Raw genomic sequence first — 21,652 nt, 5'->3', positions numbered from 1 at the left:
TGTCCGAGGAAGTCTTTGGTACGGTCGGACTTCGGATGGTCGAACACCTCTTCCGGCGTTCCCTGCTCCACGATGAAGCCGCCGTCCATGAAGATGACGCGGTCGGCCACATCGCGCGCGAAGCCCATTTCGTGCGTGACCACGATCATGGTCATACCCGCTTTCGCCAGGCTTTTCATAACGCCCAGAACGTCGCGCACAAGCTCTGGATCAAGCGCGCTGGTAGCCTCGTCGAACAGCATGACATGGGGATCCATGGCCAACGCACGCGCAATAGCCACGCGCTGCTGCTGGCCGCCCGACAGCTCGGACGGCTTGTACTCCACGCGCTCGCCAAGGCCCACGCGCTCAAGCTGCTCGATCGCGATCTGCTCGGACTCCTCCTTGCCGCGGCGGAGCACCTTCTGCTGAGCCAGCATCACGTTGCGCTTCGCCGTAAGGTGCGGGAACAGATTGAAGTTCTGAAACACCATGCCAACCTTGGCGCGCACTTTGTTGATGTCGGTCTTCTTCGAGGTGATCTCGGTATCCTCGAAGAAGATACGGCCCTCGGTGGGCGTTTCCAGCATGTTCACGCACCGAAGCAGCGTGGACTTTCCCGAGCCGGACGGCCCCAGGATAACCACCACTTCGCCACGATACACGTCAAGGTCAATGCCCCGCAGCACCACGTTGTCGCCAAACGCCTTGCGCAGTCCTTCGATACGCACGACGGGGGCCTCCGAAGATTCCTTTACATCGTTCATGGAAGCACCTCCTTAATGGCTCAGTCGGCCGCTGGGCGAGGGGTCGTCCCCCACCGCACCCGGGCCGGCAAACGTCTCGGACATGCGAATGCTGCGCGCTACGGCAGCGTCGGAATCGGGAAGGATCGCATCGGTGGGATTGCTGCCCAAACCCGCATGCGCGCCCTTCTTGCGCTTCCTGCGACCGCCCGCCATGCGCTGCTCCATCGAGTTGATGAGCTTCGTCATGGGGATGGTCACGATCAAGTAGAAGCCCGCGGCCACGATGTAGGGCGTTACGTTGCCCGTTGCCGCCGTGATGGTCTTCGAGAACATCATGATTTCCATAACGCCGACAGCCGCCAAGAGCGAGGTGTCCTTGTACATAAGGATGAACTCGCTGGTCATCGTAGGAATGACGCGACGAATGGTCTGCGGAATGATCACGTAGAACATAGTCTGCGCGCCGTTCATGCCCAATGAGCGGGCCGCTTCGAACTGGCCCGTGTTGATGGACTGGATGCCCGCACGGAATATCTCGGCCAGATACGCGCTGGAGTTCAGCACCAGCACGATGGCTCCCAGGACGAACAGGTCCATCTTGATGCCGAGCAGCGGCAGACCGAAGAACGCGATGTAGATCTGCAAGAACAGCGGCGTGCCGCGCACGACGTTGATGTACGTTGCGCCGATAGCGCGCGGAATACGGCTTTTCGCCATGCGAAGGAACGACCACATCAACCCCAGGGGTATGGACAGCGGGAAGCTGACCACCACCAGCGCAAGGGCCACAAGCCAACCGGAGAATACCGTGGGCACCGATGTCACGACGATCGTGGGATCGAAGAACAGATGGAGGAACTTGTTGGAGTTCCACGCCTTCACCCATTCTTGCTGCCCGAGCCACGAGGACAGCTGATCGGCTGGCGACGTGCTGACTACGGTGAACGTCTTGTCGGTTGCAGGCATGTCATGCTGCTGCCCATCGGCGGTTGTGTAGCTTCCCGCCAGGCCGAAGCTTCCGCCTCCGCCCGGTAGCAACACGCGATTGCATTCCAGCATGACAAGCGAACCGGCAGGAGCGGGATCAGAGAAAGACGCCGTCACCCGCACGCCGTCGACCGTCGCCTGAGCGGCCACGTCCAAACGGTCGAGCCCGTTCATGACCGTGACCTTCACGTTTTCAGCTTCAACCGTGGAACCTTCGGGCAAGTCGATGACCACCTGGGACAAAGACTCGTCCTCGGCTGTTTGACCCTGCCACGTAACGCGCGTGGGCGTGGCACCGAGCACCTGCGAACCGTCGGCGTCGTTGGGCTGGGCGCTCCAACGCTCGGTTTCCAACGCATGCGCGCACAAGGGCTGGGCCAGCGAAACGGCAAGTGCCGCAGCGGCCAAGACCACTGCGACACGAGCGATGTGCGCTTTTGCACCGTTAACGATGTTCATGATTCGAAACAGTCAGACTACTTGAGCCACTTGGCAACAAGCTCGTCGTACGTGCCGTTGTCCCGCACGGCCTTGAGCGCTTCGTTGAGAGCCTTCGTCAGCTCAGGATTCTCTTTGCTCACCACAACGGCGTACTGCTCGCCCGTGGGAATCTCCTTGATGACTTCGCAGTCGGAATACGCCTTCACGTAATAGTTCGCAACGGGCAGGTCAACGGAAATCGCGTCGATCTGGCCCGAATCGAGGGCGGCGAACACGGCCGTCATCTCGTCGTACGCGGTCACTTCGGCGTCCTTGATGTTCTCGGCAGCCCACTCGTAGCCGGTCGTGCCGGACTGAGCGCCGATCTTCTTGCCCTCAAGCTGCGTCACGTCGGTGATGCCCGAATCCTTGCGCACGGTGATGCTCTGGTTCACGTCGCAGTACGAATCGGTGAAGTCGATCTGCTGCAGGCGCTTGTCGGTGATGGTGAACGAGGAAACTCCCACGTCGGCCTTGCCGCCAGCCTGGATAAGCGGAACGATGGTGTCGAACTTGGTGGAAGGCAGGTACTCGCACTCAAGGCCCATTTCCTTGGCAAGGGCGTTCATGAGGTCCACCGCAAAACCCTCGGGCTTGTCGCCGTTAAGATTCTCGAACGGCGGAAAATCGAGCGATGCGGCAACGGTAAGCTTACCGCCGTTGACCAGCTGGTAGCTCCCGTCGGCTCCCGCTGCATCCGAAGCGGCGTTCTGGTCGCCGGACGAGCAGCCGAACAGCGTCAGCGTTGCGGCCAGCATGCCCGCAACGGCAACGAGGCCCCATTTCTTGATATTCATATCCTCTCCCCTTTCCACAATGTTCGCTCTTTCCGAACATGCACATGGTATGCAGTCGCACCACTATACGGCCCCGAGCGCGTTTTATCAAAGAACTATGCGTTTCGAACTGGATAGGCAGGGCCTGACGGCCCCCGAGCGGTCGTTTCAGGGGGTTCTACGGTTTAGCGCAGTAAAGTGGTGGAGCGTGTTGGGGACGCGGGGCGGGTGTGGGTGTGGGGATGCGGCGGTCCGGGCGCGAGGACGCGTACGGGGCGTGGGGCGGTCCGGGCGCGTGGGCGCGGGGGCGCGGCGGCCCGGCCGTCCGCCTGTGCGGGCGTGCCCGGCCAAACCGCCACCCCAAGCGGCAAGACAAGCCGACGAGCTAGACAGCGGGAATGCGAAAGCCCAGATACGGGATTCCTCCGAACCGGCCATGGTAATCCGACCCGCCCGTGCATATCAATCCGTAGCGCTCGGCCACATTCGCACAGCGCGCATGATCGATGGGCGTGTGGTCGGGGTGGAACCGCTCGATACCTCCCAAACCGCATTCCGCAAGCGCCGGAACCATATCGTAGCTATCCAGCTGACCGGGGTGCGCCAAAACAGCCAGCCCCCCGTCCTCCACGATAGCCGTCACGGCATCGCGCGCGTCCACGTACGCGATATCGCGATCGCAGATGCCGCCGTTCTTGAACAAGCTTCGGTACAGCGCGCGATAGGCTGCGGATACGTACGGCTCATCGGTGAGCGCCGCCATGATGTGCTGCTTGTACAACGCCGTGGAAGCGCAGCCCAGCGCAAGGGCCTTCGCCACATCGACGCGATAGCCGGCCGACGCCAACCGATCAAGCTGCCAAAGCGAGTTCGCGTTGCGACGCTCGAGCGTGGGAGCGCACAGGGCTTCCACCGCAGACGCCCCCTCGTGCAGTCCCAAGCCCAGCACGTGCACCTTGCGCATGCGCTCGAAATCGTACGCGCTTATCTCCACGCCGCCCACCACGCGAACGTCCAACCGCTCTCCCAGCTTGGATGCCTGGTCAAGACCTCGCGTCGTGTCGTGGTTCGTGAACGCCACGCGCCCGATGCCGCGCTGGCGCGCCTGCTCGAGCACTTCCTCGAACGTGTCCGAGCCGTCCGAAACGGTGGTATGCACATGGAGATCTTCGATCACGCCATCATCCCTTCCTGCATGTTGAACTCATGATCGCACAACCCCTCCATGAATTCGAGGTCGTGGAAAATGCCGAGCATGGTGGTTCCCTCGGCTTTGAGCTGCTGGATCAGATCGCGCACCTTCAGCTTCGACGCGTTGTCGAGCGATGCCGTGGGCTCGTCGAGCAGCAGCAGCCGGGGGCGCTTGATCATGGCCGCCGCAATGTTGAGTCGCAGCTTCTCGCCTCCCGAAAACGTGCGCGGATACAGTTCCCACAGCTCTTCGTCCAGGTCGAAGTGGCGAAGCATCCGCTCGGTTTCCGCCTCCGCCCGCTCGCGCTCGGTCGCGCCGTAGGCTTCCAATGCGCTTCTCAACACGATGTCGCGCGCGGTTTGGCGCGGCAGGGCATTCAAGAACTGGGACACGTAGCCCAGTTCGTAGGAGCGCAGGTACAGCATCTGGCGCTGCGTGGCCTGGGCGATGTCCACCAGGCCGAAGCGCGCGGAGTCGTACAGGATACGCCCGTGCTCAGGCAGGTTCGTGCGCCAGATGCAGCGCAGGATGGTGGACTTCCCGCTGCCGCTGCGACCGGTGATGCCCACGAACTGACCGGGGGCGATGGAGAACGAGATGTCGTGGCACCCCTGGATCCTCCGGTCCACCCGATGGAGCAAAAACGACTTCGACAGACCCTCGATTTGAAGCAAGGGAGCTGCGGAAGCTCCCTGGACGACCGTGCATGGCTCCAGGCCGTCGGAACGCTCGACGGTCATGCTACATCACCTCGACGCACGCGGCGCGGGGTACGCGGACAGCCTTGTCGCACTCGGCAAGGTCGCGCCCGTACCCGCACGGCTGATCGGGATAGTGCGAGCGAAACACGGAATGACCGCCCACGAACGCGCGCGTGACCACCGGCATGGTGCGCTTGCCCGCGCCTTGCGCCAAGCCGGTCGAAGCGCTGCCGGCGCTTTCTCCGCAGGAGATCTCGCGCACCAGCAAGATGTCCGCGCGCTTGCCCACGGCAAGGGAGCCCACCTCGTCCGCAATGCCTGCAGCTTTCGCGGGATTGATGCTGACCAGGGAAAACGCTCGCGCGATATCCAATCCGCACCGATCGCGCAACGTGAACACGGCATCGAGCAGCGCCGCCGGATAGTAATCGCTGCACAGCACGTCGATCGCGCCGGCCTGCACGGCCTCGCGTGCGCTCAGATTGCCCGAATGGCTGTGGCCCAGCATGACGTTGGGCGCCCCGGCAATCGTGTGCATGCCGCGCGCCCGCGCCTCGCGGGCGATGTCGAGCGAAATGGGAAACTCGGAAATGGTGGCCTCCAAGCCGTCCATGAAGGCAAGCTTTTCCACGCTGTCGTCGTCGTGCGAGGCAATGGACACGCCGCGCTCGCGCGCGATGGAAGCCAAGGCGGTGATCTGGGCGTACGTCATTTTCTGGCTTTCCTGCTGCTGACGGACGATGTCGCGCACCTCGTCGTCGGAAACGTCGCGGTAGCCTTTGAGCGTGTCGCCGAACACCAGCAGGTCACGGTACTGGCCCTGGCCGGGGGTGTGATCCATGAACGACACCAGATCCACTTTGCCCGAACGCAAGAACTCCTCGATGTCGTCGTACAGATCCACCGAGTCCAATTCCACGCGCATGTGCAGGCGGTGGCGAATGAGATGGTCGCGCTCTTCGCCGCCGCGCAGCGCCGCCACGCGGTCGATGAGCGCGCTCACGTTTCCGAAATCGCGAATGGGCTTGTGGTCGAAGATGTGCGCCCCGTACACCGAAAGCGAGTGGAAGATGGTGGTCACGCCGTGCGACACCAGCTCGCGGTCGGCCTTGTACAGCGACGTGCTCAGGTCCATGACCACGCTCGGGCGCGGCGAGGCCACGTTTTCCACGTAGTCGGAGTGGATGTCGATCAGCCCGGGAGCCACATACGCGCCGCGCGCATCGACTACGGGAAGCACGCCGACGACGGAATCGGGCTGCGCGTCGAAATCCGACACGCTGGAAGGCTCGATGGAAGCGATACGCCCATCGATCACGACAACGTCGTGATCGGGCAATACGCGATCGGCGCACACCACCGTACCGCCGCGGATGATGCAAGAGCTGTTGTCCATGGAAGAATTCCTTTCGGGAGTTGGTCGGGCAGGAGCGAAGCGACCTGCCCATGCCGCCGCCAGGCGGCATGCGGGGCGTGCTGGTTGGCGTAGTACGTCAGCGAGGGGGCTTCCCGGTGCCCAAGATTGGCGTGAAGGCTCGAGGAAGCGTGCTTTTGCACGCGACGAGGGCCTGGAGCGCCAAGATTGGGTGCCGGAAGCTCCCGCAGCGTCGGGCGGTTCCGGCGGTCTACCGACCGCCGGAACCCGCTGCTCGTCAGAGCAGCGAATAGACGAGCTGCTGGGTGTAGGCATGCTGGGGATCCTCGAGGATCTGGTCGGTCAGGCCGCTTTCGATGACGCGGCCGTCCAGCATGACCAGGGTGCGATCAGCCAGCATGCGGATAACGCCCAGGTCGTGGCTTACCACCAACATGCTCACGTTGAAGTCGCGCCTGATCTGCTGGATAAGATCGAGCACGGCGGCCTGCACGGACAGGTCGAGCCCCGTGGTCACCTCGTCGAGCAGCAGGATGGGCGGGTTGTTGGACAGGGCCTTCGCAATCTGAACGCGCTGCTGCATGCCGCCGGAAAAGTTGCGCGGCGGCTCCACCGCGCGCGCCTGCGGTATGTTCACGCGCTCCAGCAAGTCCTCGCCTCGTGCGCGCATGGCGCCCACGTTGCGGCTGCCTGCGGCTATCATCTGCTCGGCAATGTTGGACAAGCTGGAAAAATCCATCCGCAAGCCCAGATACGGGTTCTGATACACCATGCCGAACACCGTGTTCCGAATAGCCCGACGCTGCTGCGACGACAAATCGAACAGGTTGGCGGCGCCACCGTCGTACGGCAGTGCGCGAACGTCGCCCGACGTTGCCTCCTCGTCGAAGAACAGGCACTTCATGAACGTGGACTTTCCGCTGCCGGACTCGCCCACCACGCCCACGATCTCGGCGGGGAACACGTCCAAGCTCACGTCGCGCACCGCATGCACCGTACCGCAGCGCGGGCACACGTTGCGCTCGAGCTGCGCCGAGGAATCCAGGCAATACGCGCAACCGGAGCCGAACCGCTTCGACAGGTGGCGCACCGACAAGCTGGGCGTTTCATCTGCGCCGAAGTGCTGCGCATCAAGCATGGGGCGCTCCTTCCAAAGAATCACTGGTCGTTCGCAGAGTCAGCGAGGGGTCTTCCGGTGCCGAAGATTGCGGGGAGAGCCCGACGAAGCGTGCTTCTGCACGTGAGGAGGGTTCGGAGCCGCAAGGTTCGGTGCCGGAAGGCGCCGCAGCGTCGGGCGGTTTCGGCGGCTGGCAAGCCGACGAAGCGCAGAACGCGGTGTCGTTGCACTGGTAGAACACGGCGCCGGTTTCCTCGTCCACCAACTCGTCCAGGTACACGTTCCGAGCGCCGCACAAGCGGCACTGTTTGCCGTCGAAGCGCTCCACCGCGAAGGGATAGTCCTCGAAATCCAAGGGAGCGACGTTCGTGTAAGGAGGCACCGCGTATATCTTCTTCTCGCGGCCTGCACCCAGCAGGGTCAGGTGATCGGCCTGGTGAAGCTTCATGTTGTCGAAACGAGGAATGGGAGACGGGGCCATGACGTAGCGATCGTGCACGAGCACGGGGTGATCGGCGCCCGTCGTGGTCATGTTGAAGCGCACGATCTGGTCGAACAGCTCCAGCCACGCGCCTGTGTAGTCGGCTTCCGCATGCAGGCGCCGCGTGACGGCCTCGCTCGGCTCGAAGCTGCGCAACGGCTCGGGCGTGGGCACCTGAAGCACCAGCACCTGGTCTGCGCGCAGCGGCTGCTCGGGAATGCGATGGCGCGACTGCACCAGCGTGGCCTCTTCGGTAACGTCGGTGACCTCGACATCGGTGGTGTCGGCCACCAGCTTCTTGATGTTGACGGCGTTCACGCTGTCGTCCGACCCCTGGTCGATCACCTTGAGCACGTCATCGCGCCCGATCAGGCTGAGCGTGATCTGCAACCCGCCCGTGCCCCACCCGCGTCCGATGGGCATTTCGCGCGACGCGAAGGGCACCTGATAACCCGGGATGGACACGCCTTTGATGATCGCGCGGCGGATCTCGCGCTTCGACGCCTCGTCGAAAAACGCGTAATTATAGCGCTGCTGCATCGGCAGGCCCCTTCCCTTCCTCGCGCGTGCCGCGCACGCTGGACAGCTTCGATTGGAACGTGACGTAGTGCGGCAGCTTGAGGTGCGAGATGAACCCCGTAGCCTCCACGCCGTCCACGTGGTACAAAACGAACTCCTCGTCTTCAGTGGGATAGCGCGCATCGCCCAGCTCCAAGCAGCGATCGAGCACGCTCATGGCGATGGCCTTGGTCTCGGCGCGGCCGAACACACAGCCGTAGCCCACGGCCAAAGACAAGCCGGCCGACAGGTTCGCCGCCTCGTCCTCATGGGACATGAACACGCTTTCGACTTCGGTAAGGGGAACCGACCCCAGGTAGTACGCGTCTTCGGCGCCGCCCGCCTCCAGCGGGTGATCGACCGACACCGCAACCGTGCCGCTGCGCAGCTCGCCCACCGTGGGATGCGCGGGCCCGAAGCCGCGAATGGCCGCGTACCCCAACGCCTCGACGGCCTGCGTCATGCCGCGCGCAAGCGTTTGCAAGCGCACGGAACGCGGCGCGGGAAACGTGAGCGGGACCATGGTGGCGTCAACCGGCGGGGTATCATCGCATCGCACGGGTTCGACCAGTCCTTCGCCGCGCAGGTAATCCAAAACGCGCGGAAGCGCAGCGGGGAGCGCGCCGTCTGCAGCGGCAGTTGCGGCGCAGGCGTTCTCGTCAAAGTGACGCAGCAGCTCCGCGCGCTTTTCCGCAAGGACTTCCTCGTCTTCGGTCTCCAGGTCGAACGCGAGCAGACGATGGCTGTAATCGCGCGTAGCGCCAAGAACCTGACCTCCCGGAACGTCCTTGAATGCCGCCGACACCCGGCGATTCGCGCGCATGCTCCCCGTATCGATGGGCCGCGAAACGTACGGCCGCTCCAGCGTCGAGCGAAACGCGCGCAGAAGAAACACCGCTTCATCGGGCGATCCTTGCGCCTGCTTGAGCGCAAGCGCCGCCAAGCGCGGGGCGTACAGCGACGCCTCGCCCATCACCTGGTCGATCAGGTCAGGAAACGTGCCCTCGATCTGGTCGGTTCCCCACGCTGCCGAAGAGCTGACGCGTTCGAGCTCAAGCAGCTTGAGGCTTTCCTCGATGGCCTTGCCGCCGCCGCGAACCGCAACGTATCCCATCTAGAGCACCCCCTTGGCGTCGAGCTCGCCAACGCACGTCACGCGCGAGCTGCGGGGAACGGCCACCACGTTGCCCGAAGGATCGACCAGCACCATTTCCACGCCGCACGGAAACTCGTCCTCGCGCGCCGCACGGGCTTCGGCCCAACCGATGCGGTCGATGGCAAAGCGGTTCGCATCCCGCACGCCCGGCCCGCGCACCTCGACAGCAAACATCGCCGGCTCAGTGCGCTCGGTCGCAGCGGAAGCCTCCGCGATACGCGTGCAGCCCATGAGCAGGGTGGCTCCTTTTTCCGGGGCCATCAGCGTTCCGCGGCACGACTCCAACACGGCCTCGGCTGCCATGCGCGCATCCGCACGTGCCGGCACGATGACGAAACCGGCGTCGCAAACGGAAGCGCGAGACGCATGCGATTCGCTGGTCACGTACGCGGCCAGGGCATCCGGCTCCACATCGGCCACGGCGAACGTCACCGCCTGATCGACGAACAGCCGCACGATCGACTCAAGCGCCGGATCCAGAGCCGTCGGGCGCGCAGGATTGTCGGGCGCGGCCTCGACGCGATGAACGGTACCCGGGTACGCGAACGCGTCCAGCACGCTGCGAAACGTCCGCTGCATACGATGCAGATCCGCATCCTCCCTGATCATCATGCTTCTACCTCCATGGTCGAGAAATCCACGCGCGTGGCGTCGACGCGGCGCGCATCGGCTGCGTCTCGCTCGGCAATGCGAGCAAGCTCATCGACAAGCCAAGGCTCCCAGCGCTGCGCGCGGGCCGCTCCCACTTCCCCGGAAAACGCCGCGTCCACCACGGCCAGCTCGTAAGCGCGACAGCGATCGCTTCCCAGGACCAACCCCAGGCCAACAGCGTTCCCCATGCGCACGCGGCACGACGTTGCCAGCGCTTCGCCCAGGTAGAACAGGGTTCCTTGCGCCGTCTCGCGCACCTGCATCATCACCAGCTCTTCGCGAGGATCGTCGAGCACGACGATGGCACCCGGCGCCGCATCGCGCTCGATTTCGCACACGATAGCCCGCGCCAGCGCAGGGTCGCCCTCCACGAGAGCGCGCGTGCGTTCGTATCGCTTCAAAGTCACAGCATTCCTTTCATCACAAGTTGAATCTCAACCACCACGAACCCAGCGCAGGCGAAGTTCACCGCTGCACGATATAGCGCTTCCGCAGCTTCGTAGCCGCCACTTCCAGCACCACCGCCACCGCCAAGCACAGGCACACGATCAGCCCCACCTCATGGATGTTGTAGTAGAAGCTTCCCGCCAAGAACAGCTGGTAGCCAATGCCGCCCGCGCCCGCCACGGCCCCCACGGCCACAGCGTTCACAAAGTTGATCTCGAAACGGATGAACGTCCACGAGAGCATTTCGTTCACTTTTTCGGGCACCACGCCCCGAAACACCACCTGCCACCACGAAGCCCCGCTCGCGCGCAGCGCCTCCAGCACGCCGGCGTCCACCTCTTCGAAGCTTTCCGAATACGCTTTCACCAAATACGCCACGCTATGAAACAGCAAGCCGGTGACCGCCGCCTCAGGGCCCAGCCCGATAGCCACCGAGAACACGAGCACCCATAAGATGGTGGGAACGGCGCGGGCCACGCTCATGAACACCTTGATGGCGTTGCTTACGGCTCTGCTTGACAGGTTCGACGCAGCCAGAAGGCCCAGCACGAACGCGATCACCGCGCCGATGAACGTCGTAAGCAGCGCCAAGGCCAACGACACGAACAGCCCCTCCATCACGTCAGGCAGCGTGAAGTGCCCGCCAAGCCCCGGCTGCAGCATCATCATGAAGAAATCCTCGACAGCGGCAGCCATTGCAGCGAAGAACGAGACCTTACCGTAGTCCATGGTTACCAGGGCGTACACGGTCACGACGGCCAGAACGCCCAGAACCGTGTACAGGGCTTTGTTCGAAGCGCTGGCCACATGGGTCTTGATCTTGCCCGAACGCGTAACGCGCGCACCGGCCACCGCAGCCGAAGCCCCGCCTCCGAAGCTCCCGTCAACCGAGGCGGCAGCCCCGGCTCCAACGCCCCGCATGTCGGCAGAAGCCCCGTGCACGTAGCCTGCGTCCTCCGCAATGGACGAGGCCATCGCCTCCGCAGCCACCTTGTCGGCGTTGCGCATCATATAATCTTCCTCCTCACGTAGTTCGACGTGAGCTCGCACGCCACAACCGCCAGAATGATCGCCAGGATCACCAACCCGGCAACGTCGTAGCGAAAGCTCTTGTAGTACACGTCGAACACGAAGCCGATGCCCGTTCCCGTCAAAAGGCCGATGAGCGTGGCATCGCGAATGTTCGTCTCGATCATGTACAGCACCCAGCTGACAACCGACGTGATGCTCATGGGAATGACGGCCTGCGCCACGATCTGCCCGTAGCTGGCCCCCGCGGCGCGCAACGCCTCCACGGGACCAGAGCCCATCTCGTCGATGCTTTCCAAAAAGCACCTTGTCAAATAGCCGAAGCTGGTCAAGAACAGCGCGAAGAAACCCGTGAACTCGCTTTGCTTGAACGAGAACAGCAAGATGAACGCCCAGGCAACCACCGGAATATTGCGAAACAGCGACGCGATAGCCCTCACCGCAAGGGGAATCGGACCGCCCACCCCCACCGATCGAGAGCCCAAAACCGCGCATACGTACGCCAGGATCGCCGCCGTGCAACTCGACGCGATCGAGGCCAGCACGGTCGATGCCAAAGCGGGCAGAATGGTGCCCAGCTTCTGAAGGGACGAGACCGACGGAACGAACTGCGTGGCCATCCATACGAACCCGCCCGGAACGTCAAGCACCGCCTGGATGAAATCGAATCCGACGTAGGTGCCTGACAGCGCGCCCAACGCAAGAAACACTGCAGCGGCCGCAACAAGGGATGCGGTGCGTCGCAGGAAGAAGGACCCGTCGTACTGACCCCGCGGAACAGCACGATGACCGCGTAATTTTGCGCGCACGGCCGCACCGGGCGCACGTCTGATAGCGCGATCGATCATGCAGCCTCTCCCGTCGACTCGTCGGACAAGGGCTGCGCCTTTCCACCCGCACGCGACGCTTCGCCGCGGCCGGATTCGTCGTCTTCGCCTGAATCGTAAATGTCGGCAATGATCTCTTCGGTCAGATCGGCAGGGGAGCCATCGAACACCAGCTGGCCTTTCTTGAGGGCCACGATGCGATCGGAGAACTCGCACGCGAAATCCACCTGGTGCAGGTTGACCAGGCAGGCAACGCCCAGCTCGTCAGCAGCCCAACGCAAGTGCTCCATCACGGTGCGAGAAGACTTCGGATCCAGGCTGGCAATGGGCTCGTCAGCCAGCATGAGCAGCGGATCCTGCACCAGCGCACGGGCAATGCCCACGCGCTGCTTCTGTCCGCCGGACAGTTGATCGGTGCGCGTATAAGCGAAATCCGCCAAGCCCACCTGGTCGAGAATCTCGAACGCACGGCGCTTCTCTTCCTCGCTGAACAGGCCCAGCATGCCCGCAAGCGTAGACTTGTAGCCCAAACGGCCCTGCAACACGTTCTCGATGGCGGTTGCGCGGTACACCAAGTTGTAATGCTGGAACACCATCGCAATACGACGGCGGCACGCGCGAAGCTCGCGACCTCGCACGCCCGTCACGTCCCGACCGTCGAACAGGACCGAACCTTGCGTAGGGTCGATCAGCCGGTTCACGCATCGCAGCAGCGTGGACTTGCCCGCGCCCGAGCATCCGATGATGCTGACGAACTCTCCCGGAGCCAGGGAAAGCGACACCCCGTCGAGCGCCTTCGACCAACCGTCGTAGCTCTTCGTCACGCCGCGCAGATCAAGCAGGTTGTCGGATCGATGCTTCGCCTGCGCAGGCGAAGCGCCCGCCGATGCGGGCGCCCCCGGCGCAACGGATACGCGCGCGTCAAGCATTACTCCGCCCCGCCCAGTTTGCGAATCGGCTCGTACCACGCATCGTCGGTCTTGACGAATCGGGTCTTCTCAGATTCCTTCTTGAACAGGCCCTTTGCGCTCTTGTCTTCAGGATCGATGAAGATCTGCTTGTTGCCGGCAACCGCATCGGAGCAGAAGTGCTCGACGATTTTCGTGCGATCTTCATCAGAGATCGCCTCTTCGTTGAAGCAGATGGGCGAGTTCAAAACCGGCGTGAGCGCGATGATGGTGAAGCTTTTCCCGCGCACCGTGTCCATGGGGGCCTCGGCGTTGTCCTTCGCCTTGTATACGGCACCGATGCTGTTGGGCTCGCCGGACACGAGGTCAAGGTACATGTCCACGTCAACGTCGTCAAACGCCGCCGCCTCGGCGTCGCCCGAAAGCAAGTTCACCACCGAGCCCACGTGCGAGTTGCCGAACAGCACTTCACTGAAGAACTTGCCGGCCTCCAGCAGCTGGTCGGAGCTGTCCAACCCGAACTCTTTCACGATGCCGCTCGACGGAACCTTGAAGCCCGAAGTGGACGTGGCCGACACGAACGAGAAGGACTTGCCCTTGATGCCCTCGATCGAATAACCGCTTCCTTTCTTGTACTGCTCGGCGTCTTCGGTGCGCACGCAAATGCGGCTGTAGTAGCAAGCCCCTTCAAGGCCGCCGTCCTTGTCGCTGTTGGTGAACGCAGCCTGCACCTTGGGGTTCTTCTTGTTGGCCTGCACGTAACCTTCGGGGCCCAAAAGGGCCATTTGAGCCTTGCCCGAAGCGATGGACTCGATGGCCACGTTGTAATCCGTGGTGGTGAGCAGCTTCGCTTCGCGCCCGCACGCTGCCGTGATGGCCGCGCCGATAGCCTCGCGCGAGGAGGTCATGTCGGCCGAAGAGTTGTCAGGAAGCCATACCATCGTGATAGGTTCAGCGGAGGACCCGCCGTCGGTCTGCGACTCGGAGGAGCCCGCAGCCGCGCCGCTTCCGCCAGCCGTGCAGCCCGTCATCGCGCCGAACATGCCCGCCATCGCAAGCGCAGCACCGCCCACTACGAACTGGCGCCTGCTCAGAAACCCTTCTGCCATGCTTTCTTCCTTTCGCGATTCCGACACGCACGTGTCGGATGGTTTCGTTGTTGCGCGCATCGGATCTCCGGTGCGCGCAATCAATCGTACGGAAGGCAGGTAAAAGACACTTCAGGCGCAGGTAAAGAAGCTCCCAAGTTCAAGCAAGGAAGCTGTCAGATCCGGGCAAAGGACCCGTAAAGAAACCTGCGGAAAAGGCGAGCGAGCCTCCCATGCCGAGCAGGGTTCCGCGCCAAGCGGGGTCCCCACATCAAGCAGGCGTCCCGCGACAAGTGGCGCTTCCCGCATCAAGCGGAGCCCTGCGCCAAGTGGCGCTTCCCCACATCAAGCGGGCGTCGCTCTCCTCCCAGAAGCGACTCTCGCGCCAACGCCGAGCCGCCGCCGATATTCGCGCAGAAAGCGAGGATCTTGGCACAAAATCGCGGGTCTGCGCTGCCCCGCCGACCTATCGGCCGCAGCCGTTTTGAGCGCCTGCATCAACAGGCCAGCTCATCGAAGCGCGGTAAATTTTACGGGTGTCGAAGACGATCGCTGGGCAACGCAGACCCGCGATTTTGTGCCAAATCTTGCGCCCGATCCAGAAAAACACGCGAAGCCCTCAGCGCAGCACGGCCTCGCGCAAGCGGTAATGCGCCCGCGTGAACTCGGGATCCTTGAACCGCAGTCTCTTGCCCGTCATTTGGGCAATCAGCACAGCGATTTTGAACAAAGCTTCTCCACTGGAAATCTGGCCGTTAGTCACCGTTATCACGGTCATCCCCATAGACACCAACGTGTTGCGGCGCTTTGAATCGCGCGAAATATGCTGGGCGCCCGTATGACATTCGTCGGAATCGTATTCGACGCATACGTTAACCCGCGGCCAGCACAAATCGCAAACGCAGTACCCCTGAGACGCACTGCGACGAAATCGCATAGGAACGTCGATACGATAGTTGAGGAAGGGTTTCTCGATGCCGTAGCCTCCCAAGCGATACGGCAAGCACAACAGCAGGTAGAGAGCCGATTCCCGAGGAGACGCCGAACCGTCGTTCATGTAAAGCAACGCCTGGGCGGCTTTTTTCCGGCCCCGCACTCCAGCAGCGCTTTCGACAAACGCCTTCAACTTGGAAACGCAGGTAAGCGGGGGCAGGTTGTATTCCGTGCCGCCCTCTTTGCGCTGAGCGTAGGTGCCGCACAGCTCCATGCCTTGATACACAAGCTCCTCCAAAGAAAGGTCGCTTGCCATCAGAAGAAATAGAAATTCCGGCGAAGGGGCCAGCACGCCATTCCCCACCTGCACAAACGAGCCCTTCGGAAGCGAACCGCTCCACAGCCGTCCCGTCAACAGCGAAGAACGCGGACGCGCGGAAGGGCGGGATACCAGCACCTCGAAAGGCGGATGACATTCGGAAGGCAGTTGAACGCCATCCGGCAAAACCGGTCGCTCGCCTTTTTCCAACGTGCGCTCGGCGCGCGAAGTCGCATCGCGGCGAGCGGAGGCGTTTCGAAAAAGCAGGCTCCGATCGCTGCGCCAAAACTGCAAGGCAGTTCTATGACTTATTAAGATATACATGTAGAAAGCATATCATTTTACAAAGCGCTCTGCCGAGCACGTTGCCTGGCGCGAAATCGCGGGTCTGCGCTGCTCAACCAGCCCATCGGCCGCAGCCGTTTTGAGCGCCTGCATCAACAGGCCAGCTCATCGAAATGCGGTAAATTCGACGGGTATCGAAGACGATCGCCGGAAAGCGCAGACCCGCGATTTCGTACCAAGTGCAGGAGGCGCACGAGTCTCGCCCAGCAAAACGCATCCGGGTCCGCCGCGGCCCTGCGACCGAAAGACTCGGCGCATCCCCTACTCGAAGTGGTCCACGGCAACCTCAAGCTGACGAACGATGTCGATGCCCTGCGGGCACATGGCTTCGCACGCGCCGCAGGCAATGCACTTCGAAGCCGGCCCAGGAGCTGCCTGCCAGGAATACAAGCCCTTCGCGAAATCGCGATTCTCGGTCATAAGCTCCAGGTTCAAAAGGCTTAAGATCTCGGGGATAACCACGTGCTCCGGGCAGCCCTTGACGCAGTACCGGCAATTGGTGCAGGGAATGGACGCCAGATTGGACAAAATGCTCCGCGCCGTCTCCAGCGCCGCGCGCTCATCAGGCGAGAACGGCTTGTTGCCGCGATGCTCTTCCACGTTTTGCCGAACCTGATCTGGGGAGGACATCCCCGACAGCACCGTCAACACGTTCGGAAGGTTGTAGCAGAATCGGTACGCCCACGAAGCCAAGCTCAACTCCGGGCGACACGTCAGCAAGGGCTCCGCAACGCGCGGGGGCAGGTCGGCCAGGCGCCCACCGCGAGCGGGCTCCATGATCACCACGGGTACGTCGTGCTTTTCGGCAACCTCCATGCATCGGCGCGCTTCCACAACCGGATCGTCCCAATCCAGGTAGTTCACTTGCAGCTGAACGAAATCGGCATCAGGGTGCGCCCGCAGCAAGGCATCGAGCGCGTCGGGGCCGTCATGCATGGAAAATCCCCAATTCCGAATGCGCCCCGCCGCCTTTTCGCGCCTGGCAAAATCCCACATGTCATACGCGTCGAAGGTGGCGGTCCGAGCGCCGCCCACGTTATGCAACAGGTAAAAGTCAACGTAATCGACGCCCAAACGCTCAAGGGAGGTTCCCAGGTTGCTTTGAGCCGTCTGGGCATCCGGAGCCGCCCAGGCCAAGCACTTCGTGGCGATAGTGAACGAATCGCGAGGATAGCGCCGCACCAGCGCCTCCCGCAAAGCCGTTTCGGAAGCGCCCTCATGGTAGACGAACGCGGTGTCGAAGTACGTGCCGCCTCCCGCAATGAACGCGTCCACCATCTCTTTGAACTGCTCAAGGTCGATGCTCTTCTGGTCCTGAGGGTCCAGCAAAGGCAGGCGCATGCAGCCGAAACCGAGCTTCGACGTATTCTGGAATTCTGGTTTCACGAACGCTCCTTCTTGCTTTCCTGTATTCGGTGACAAGAAAAATCATACCTATTGGAGCAGGCTCCAAGTCAAGAAGTTTCCGTACGCGAAAAAAAGATCGTGCCGAGCCTGCATCCCACAGCAACGCTACGCGCGCGAACCGGAACCGGCAAGGCAATCGAACAGGTACTGGAATTCCTGCTCGAAAATGCTGTTGCGTAGCCGTATGAAGGCTATGTCATGCTCCACGGAGAAGCCTTCCAGCTCGATGGCGCGCAGCGTTCCTTCGCGCAGCTCCCGCTCAACCGCAGCCTCGTACAGAAACGCGATCCCCATATCCCGCTGCACGAATACCTTGATAATATCGAGACTCTCCACCACGCTCACCTGGCTGAAACCATCGACGGAAAGGTTGCGGGCGGCCAGCGCATGCTCGAGCACAGCGCGCGTGCCCGAGCCCCGCTCGCGCACCAGCACATGTTCGCCAAACAGGTCCTCCACCCGCCCCGGATCCTGACTGAAATGATGATCCGGCGCGCATACGCACACGAACCGCTCGCTTCGGTAGACGTTCCAAGCGTAAGCGCTCTTATCGAAGAACCCCTCCACGAACGCGCAATCTATTTTGCCCATTCCCAAAAGCTCAAGCAGTTCCGCCGTGCCGCCGGACCGCACGGTAACCCGGTACCGCGGGTGCTCGACCAAGAAGTCAGCAAGTGGCGCCGCAACCAAATACTCGCCCGCCGTCAGCGTCATGCCCACAACCAGATCGACGCGCGACCCGGCAACGGCCTCGGCAACGCGATCGCGCAGCAACGCCTCGTCATGGGCCATGGTGGACAGGGCGTCGCGCAGCATACGCCCCGCAGCGGTAAGCGCAAGCTTCTTGTTGCGGTAATCGAACAAAGAGGCACCGTACGCTTTTTCCAGGTACGCAATATGCTGCGACACCGCCGGCTGCGTCACGTTAAGCTCTTCGGCGGCGCGCGTGTAGTTCATCGTGCGGCACACCGTTAAAAACGTTGCTACGCGAAAGTCCTGCATACGAGCCTCCACCCTTCATCGAGCATCGTGCTTTTCGCCAATACCATAACAGTACCTTATTACTGCATAAATATATATTAGTTTCCTTTGTTGTTACGGTATGGAAGAATACGCCAAAGGCGCCTTCGGTCAGGAAGCTGCGCGTTTCGCGTGAATCATCGCGAGATCACCTACAACAAGATTATTCTCGTTTACGATAAGCTCAACAGAAAGGCGAGCCGTGCTCAACGTCATACAAAAAGTGCCCATCCCCACCGCTGGCGTCGCGCTCGGCCTGGCAGCGCTGGGCAATCTACTGCAACCGTACACCGAAGCGATCCATGTCGTTTGCGGCGCGCTCGCGTTTGCCCTCATTGCTTTGCTCGCTGCGAAAATCGTCCTGTTCCCCAACATGATTCGCGACGACCTGCATAATTCCATTCTGGCAAGCGTCAGCGCAACGCTGTTCATGACCCTTATGCAGCTGGCCGTTTACCTGGCGCCCGCCGCCTACGAACTCGCCTTCGCCATCTGGGCCGCCGCCGTCATCTCGCACTTGGCCCTTATGGGATGGTTCACCGCACGGTTCATCGCCCATTTCAAACTGCACGAGGTGTTCCCCACCTACTTTATCTGCTACGTGGGAATCGTCGTGGCCTCGGTCACGTCACCTACATTTGCAATGACGGGTGCCGGTCACATGTTGTTCTGGTTCGGATTCGCCTGTTACCTGGTGCTGCTTGCGCTGGTGACCTACCGCTACGCCAAGCATGAAATTCCCGAGGCAGCGCGCCCGCTGTTCTGCATCTACACGGCGCCCATGAGCCTGTCGCTTGTAGGGTACCTGGCAACCGCAGCCGACCCCAACCCCCTGTTCGTAGCCGCGATGCTGGTGCTGGCGCAAGCCCTGTTCGTCCTGGTGCTGTCGAAACTGCCCCGCCTTCTGCGCCTTCGGTTCTACCCAAGCTACGCCGCCATGACGTTTCCGTTTGTGATCACGGCAACGGCGCTGGGGAAGGCCCTGTTCTTCTTCCGAGCAAGCGGCGTCGCCCTGCCCGAAGCGCTCGACCTGCTGTTCGTTGCGGAAACGGCCATTGCGATTGTCATGGTGGCGTACGTTTTCAGCCACTACGTTCGCTTCTTCGTGCGCCGCATCGAGCAGCCGCAAAGCGCCGCCGTGCTGCAAGAGAACCAGCAAATCGCCCGCTTCTCGGAGAACTTCGACAACTAGCCGACCTCCGACCTCCGACCTCCGAAGGATCGAAGAGGGCCGTATGCATGCTGCGCGCAAACGCGTCGCAGGCGCAAACGGCCCTCTTCTCTTGCCGTTTGCCGTTTGCCGCTTAACGCGACAAGCAGCTACTTGCCCATCTCCAGGCTGCGAGCGAGCACCTGCATGCGGGCCTCGACATCCTCGATAATCCGGCTGCAATCCTTCAACTCGGCATACGAGTCAAGCCCCTCCACCTCGCGCACCGCCTTGTACTTGAGATCATGCTCGAGGCTGGCCCAGAAATCCATGGCGATCGTGCGCAGCTGCACTTCCACGGGAATGAACTCTTTCTTGTCAAGGAAGTACACGGGAATTCGCACGATCACGTGCAAACTGCGGTATCCGTTGGGCTTCGGACTTGCAATGTAGTCCTTCACCGTGACGATGGACAGGTCGTCTTGTTTCTGAAGCAGCTCCAGCAGGTTGTATACGTCGTGGATGTACGAGCAGATCACCCGCACGCCCGCGATGTCCATGATGTAGCGTTCCATGTTCTCGAGCGTGGGCTCTTTTCCGTAACGCTCCAGCTTCTCGAAAATGCTCGCGGGCTTCTTGATGCGCGATTCGATGTGGTGAATGGGATTGCGATTCTTCTTGAGGTTGAGATCCTGGTCCAAAATCTCGAACCGCACCTGCATTTCACGCATAGCAGCCTGGTACTTCTGAATGATCTCGCGCGTTTTCGCCTCAGCCTCGCGCAGGCGCCACAGGTCGTCCATGGGCCCGCGCAAATCATCGGTCGAACGAAACGCCGGCCGGATCCCTCCTTCTTCCACGGACCCGTTCTGATCAGCCCGTTCACCCGAAAACAAGGGTTCGTCTTTCACGCCGAACGCCACCTCCATGACAATGCTCCTTACAACAGTACGCGGTAAAGGTCGTATGATAGCCTACATCGAAGGGCTCGCACCGGCTAACGCAGCCTTTGCTTCTTCCCACAGCGCTTCAAGCTCATCGGCGGAAAAGTCCTCGATGCGGCGGCCCTGCGCCCATGCCGCGCCCTCCATGAACGACCACCGAGCGCGGAACTTCGCGCAGGTTGCACGCAAGGCCCCTTCGCCGTCCACGCCCATGCGGCGCGCTACGTTCACCAGGCTGAACAGCACGTCGCCGAACTCGAGCTCGACGGCTGCGGCCAATTGCGCAGCGCGGGGGTCGGCCGCGCTCGCATCGATCTTCCCGTTCGAAGCCTTGGGGGCTGCCGCGTACGCCTCGCGAAGCTCGGCCACCTCTTCGTCCACCTTGGCCCACACGTCCTCAAGGGTTTTCCATTCGAATCCAGCCGAAGCTGCTTTGCGCGAAATCTTCTGAGCCTGCATAAGCGCGGGGAAGCTGGTGGGGACGCCGTCCAGAAGCCCCGAAGGACGAGCGCCGTCGGCTTGCGCGCTTTCGTCCGCCGTTCCTTTTTCGGAAAGCTTCACCTGATCCCACAAATCCAAGACCTCGCCCGCATTGGCGGCCTGGCTCTCCCCGAACACATGCGGATGGCGGCGCACCATTTTCGCATTAACGTCGGAGCATACGTCGTTGATGTCGAACGACCCCGCGTCGGAGGCTATCTGGCTTTGCAGTACCACCTGCAGCAAGACGTCGCCCAGCTCTTCTCGCAGGTGGGAGTTGTCTCCGGCCTCGATAGCATCGACCGCTTCATAGGCTTCCTCGATCATGTTGTGCGCGATGCTCTGATGAGTTTGCTCGCGATCCCACGGGCAGCCATCGGGCGCGCGCAAGGCAGCGATAGTGGCAACGAACTGGTCAAACGACGGATGCTCGATCGGATGGGCGGCAATGTCAAGCGCGGATTCGCGACGGGATACGGTCATGGGACGGTCCTTTCTGCTGTTCTTCTGCCCAGCAGTATACCCCTCGCCGTCAAAACGAAACCAACGATGC

The 21,652-nt window shown here is 62.0% G+C and carries 21 protein-coding genes; 1 reads left to right on the top strand and 20 read right to left on the bottom strand.

Going from position 1 to position 21,652, the window contains the following annotated elements; genetic code table 11:
• From ACMNI9_RS00350 to ACMNI9_RS00265, 18 genes are all read right to left on the bottom strand, one after another.
• Positions 1–746 (bottom strand): amino acid ABC transporter ATP-binding protein (locus ACMNI9_RS00350; RefSeq protein ID WP_418830205.1); only part of this gene is annotated, 746 nt, incomplete at its 3' end.
• A gap of 12 nt (positions 747–758) precedes the next feature.
• Complete coding sequence (locus ACMNI9_RS00345) at positions 759–2,174, bottom strand: amino acid ABC transporter permease (RefSeq protein ID WP_114568040.1); 1,416 nt, start codon at positions 2,172–2,174, stop codon at positions 759–761.
• 17 nt (positions 2,175–2,191) lie between these two features.
• A complete protein-coding gene (locus tag ACMNI9_RS00340) occupies positions 2,192–2,992 on the bottom strand; it encodes an ABC transporter substrate-binding protein (protein WP_418830203.1) in 801 nt (266 codons plus the stop codon).
• A gap of 364 nt (positions 2,993–3,356) precedes the next feature.
• Complete coding sequence (gene phnPP, locus ACMNI9_RS00335; RefSeq protein ID WP_418830201.1) at positions 3,357–4,148, bottom strand: phosphoribosyl 1,2-cyclic phosphate 1,2-diphosphodiesterase; 792 nt, start codon at positions 4,146–4,148, stop codon at positions 3,357–3,359.
• The gene (locus ACMNI9_RS00330) at positions 4,145–4,903 is read right to left on the bottom strand and encodes a phosphonate C-P lyase system protein PhnL (protein ID WP_225749566.1); all 759 of its coding nucleotides are present in this window, start codon (positions 4,901–4,903) and stop codon (positions 4,145–4,147) included. Before ACMNI9_RS00330 ends, phnPP begins: the two co-directional genes overlap by 4 nt.
• Position 4,904: 1 nt before the next feature.
• Complete coding sequence (locus ACMNI9_RS00325) at positions 4,905–6,260, bottom strand: alpha-D-ribose 1-methylphosphonate 5-triphosphate diphosphatase (RefSeq protein ID WP_418830198.1); 1,356 nt, start codon at positions 6,258–6,260, stop codon at positions 4,905–4,907.
• Positions 6,261–6,516: 256 nt separating this feature from the next.
• Complete coding sequence (locus ACMNI9_RS00320; RefSeq protein WP_216529204.1) at positions 6,517–7,377, bottom strand: ATP-binding cassette domain-containing protein; 861 nt, start codon at positions 7,375–7,377, stop codon at positions 6,517–6,519.
• Positions 7,370–8,377 (bottom strand): alpha-D-ribose 1-methylphosphonate 5-phosphate C-P-lyase PhnJ, encoded by a 1,008-nt coding sequence (locus tag ACMNI9_RS00315; RefSeq protein WP_418830196.1) that lies wholly within the window; start codon positions 8,375–8,377, stop codon positions 7,370–7,372. Before ACMNI9_RS00315 ends, ACMNI9_RS00320 begins: the two co-directional genes overlap by 8 nt.
• On the bottom strand, positions 8,361–9,509 hold the full coding sequence (locus tag ACMNI9_RS00310) for a carbon-phosphorus lyase complex subunit PhnI (protein WP_418830194.1): 1,149 nt from the start codon (positions 9,507–9,509) through the stop codon (positions 8,361–8,363). The genes ACMNI9_RS00315 and ACMNI9_RS00310 overlap by 17 nt, the downstream gene beginning before the upstream one ends.
• Positions 9,510–10,163, bottom strand: coding sequence for a phosphonate C-P lyase system protein PhnH (gene phnH / locus ACMNI9_RS00305; protein WP_114566607.1), 654 nt, complete (start codon positions 10,161–10,163; stop codon positions 9,510–9,512).
• Complete coding sequence (locus ACMNI9_RS00300) at positions 10,160–10,609, bottom strand: phosphonate C-P lyase system protein PhnG (RefSeq protein ID WP_418830192.1); 450 nt, start codon at positions 10,607–10,609, stop codon at positions 10,160–10,162. Before ACMNI9_RS00300 ends, phnH begins: the two co-directional genes overlap by 4 nt.
• 58 nt (positions 10,610–10,667) lie before the next feature.
• Positions 10,668–11,660 carry a PhnE/PtxC family ABC transporter permease gene (locus ACMNI9_RS00295; protein ID WP_418830190.1) on the bottom strand — a complete coding sequence of 331 codons (993 nt, stop codon included), beginning with the start codon at positions 11,658–11,660 and terminating at the stop codon, positions 10,668–10,670.
• Positions 11,657–12,526 (bottom strand): PhnE/PtxC family ABC transporter permease, encoded by an 870-nt coding sequence (locus ACMNI9_RS00290; protein WP_418830187.1) that lies wholly within the window; start codon positions 12,524–12,526, stop codon positions 11,657–11,659. The genes ACMNI9_RS00295 and ACMNI9_RS00290 overlap by 4 nt, the downstream gene beginning before the upstream one ends.
• Positions 12,523–13,434, bottom strand: coding sequence for a phosphonate ABC transporter ATP-binding protein (phnC, locus tag ACMNI9_RS00285; RefSeq protein WP_114566611.1), 912 nt, complete (start codon positions 13,432–13,434; stop codon positions 12,523–12,525). The genes ACMNI9_RS00290 and phnC overlap by 4 nt, the downstream gene beginning before the upstream one ends.
• A complete protein-coding gene (locus ACMNI9_RS00280) occupies positions 13,434–14,522 on the bottom strand; it encodes a phosphate/phosphite/phosphonate ABC transporter substrate-binding protein (RefSeq protein WP_418830184.1) in 1,089 nt (362 codons plus the stop codon). The genes phnC and ACMNI9_RS00280 overlap by 1 nt, the downstream gene beginning before the upstream one ends.
• Positions 14,523–15,120: 598 nt before the next feature.
• Positions 15,121–15,804, bottom strand: coding sequence for a DUF559 domain-containing protein (locus ACMNI9_RS00275; RefSeq protein ID WP_418830182.1), 684 nt, complete (start codon positions 15,802–15,804; stop codon positions 15,121–15,123).
• Between the two features lie 555 nt (positions 15,805–16,359).
• On the bottom strand, positions 16,360–17,484 hold the full coding sequence (locus tag ACMNI9_RS00270; protein WP_418830180.1) for an aldo/keto reductase: 1,125 nt from the start codon (positions 17,482–17,484) through the stop codon (positions 16,360–16,362).
• A 126-nt stretch (positions 17,485–17,610) separates the two neighbouring features.
• A complete protein-coding gene (locus tag ACMNI9_RS00265; RefSeq protein WP_418830177.1) occupies positions 17,611–18,507 on the bottom strand; it encodes a LysR family transcriptional regulator in 897 nt (298 codons plus the stop codon).
• 220 nt (positions 18,508–18,727) lie between these two features.
• Between ACMNI9_RS00265 and ACMNI9_RS00260 the strand changes: the two genes are divergently transcribed.
• The gene (locus tag ACMNI9_RS00260) at positions 18,728–19,717 is read left to right on the top strand and encodes a TDT family transporter (RefSeq protein WP_225749572.1); all 990 of its coding nucleotides are present in this window, start codon (positions 18,728–18,730) and stop codon (positions 19,715–19,717) included.
• A gap of 128 nt (positions 19,718–19,845) precedes the next feature.
• Here the strand turns inward: ACMNI9_RS00260 and ACMNI9_RS00255 are convergent, their stop codons facing one another.
• Both ACMNI9_RS00255 and mazG read right to left on the bottom strand, forming a co-directional pair.
• Complete coding sequence (locus ACMNI9_RS00255) at positions 19,846–20,604, bottom strand: GTP pyrophosphokinase (protein WP_225749573.1); 759 nt, start codon at positions 20,602–20,604, stop codon at positions 19,846–19,848.
• A gap of 45 nt (positions 20,605–20,649) precedes the next feature.
• Positions 20,650–21,582 (bottom strand): nucleoside triphosphate pyrophosphohydrolase, encoded by a 933-nt coding sequence (gene mazG, locus ACMNI9_RS00250; RefSeq protein WP_225749574.1) that lies wholly within the window; start codon positions 21,580–21,582, stop codon positions 20,650–20,652.
• Positions 21,583–21,652: the final 70 nt, after the last annotated feature.

Origin of the sequence: Paraeggerthella sp. (genome assembly GCF_048427265.1) — a bacterium.
GTDB classification, from domain to species: domain Bacteria; phylum Actinomycetota; class Coriobacteriia; order Coriobacteriales; family Eggerthellaceae; genus Paraeggerthella; species Paraeggerthella hominis.
This window is presented reverse-complemented; position numbering and strand designations above follow the sequence as displayed.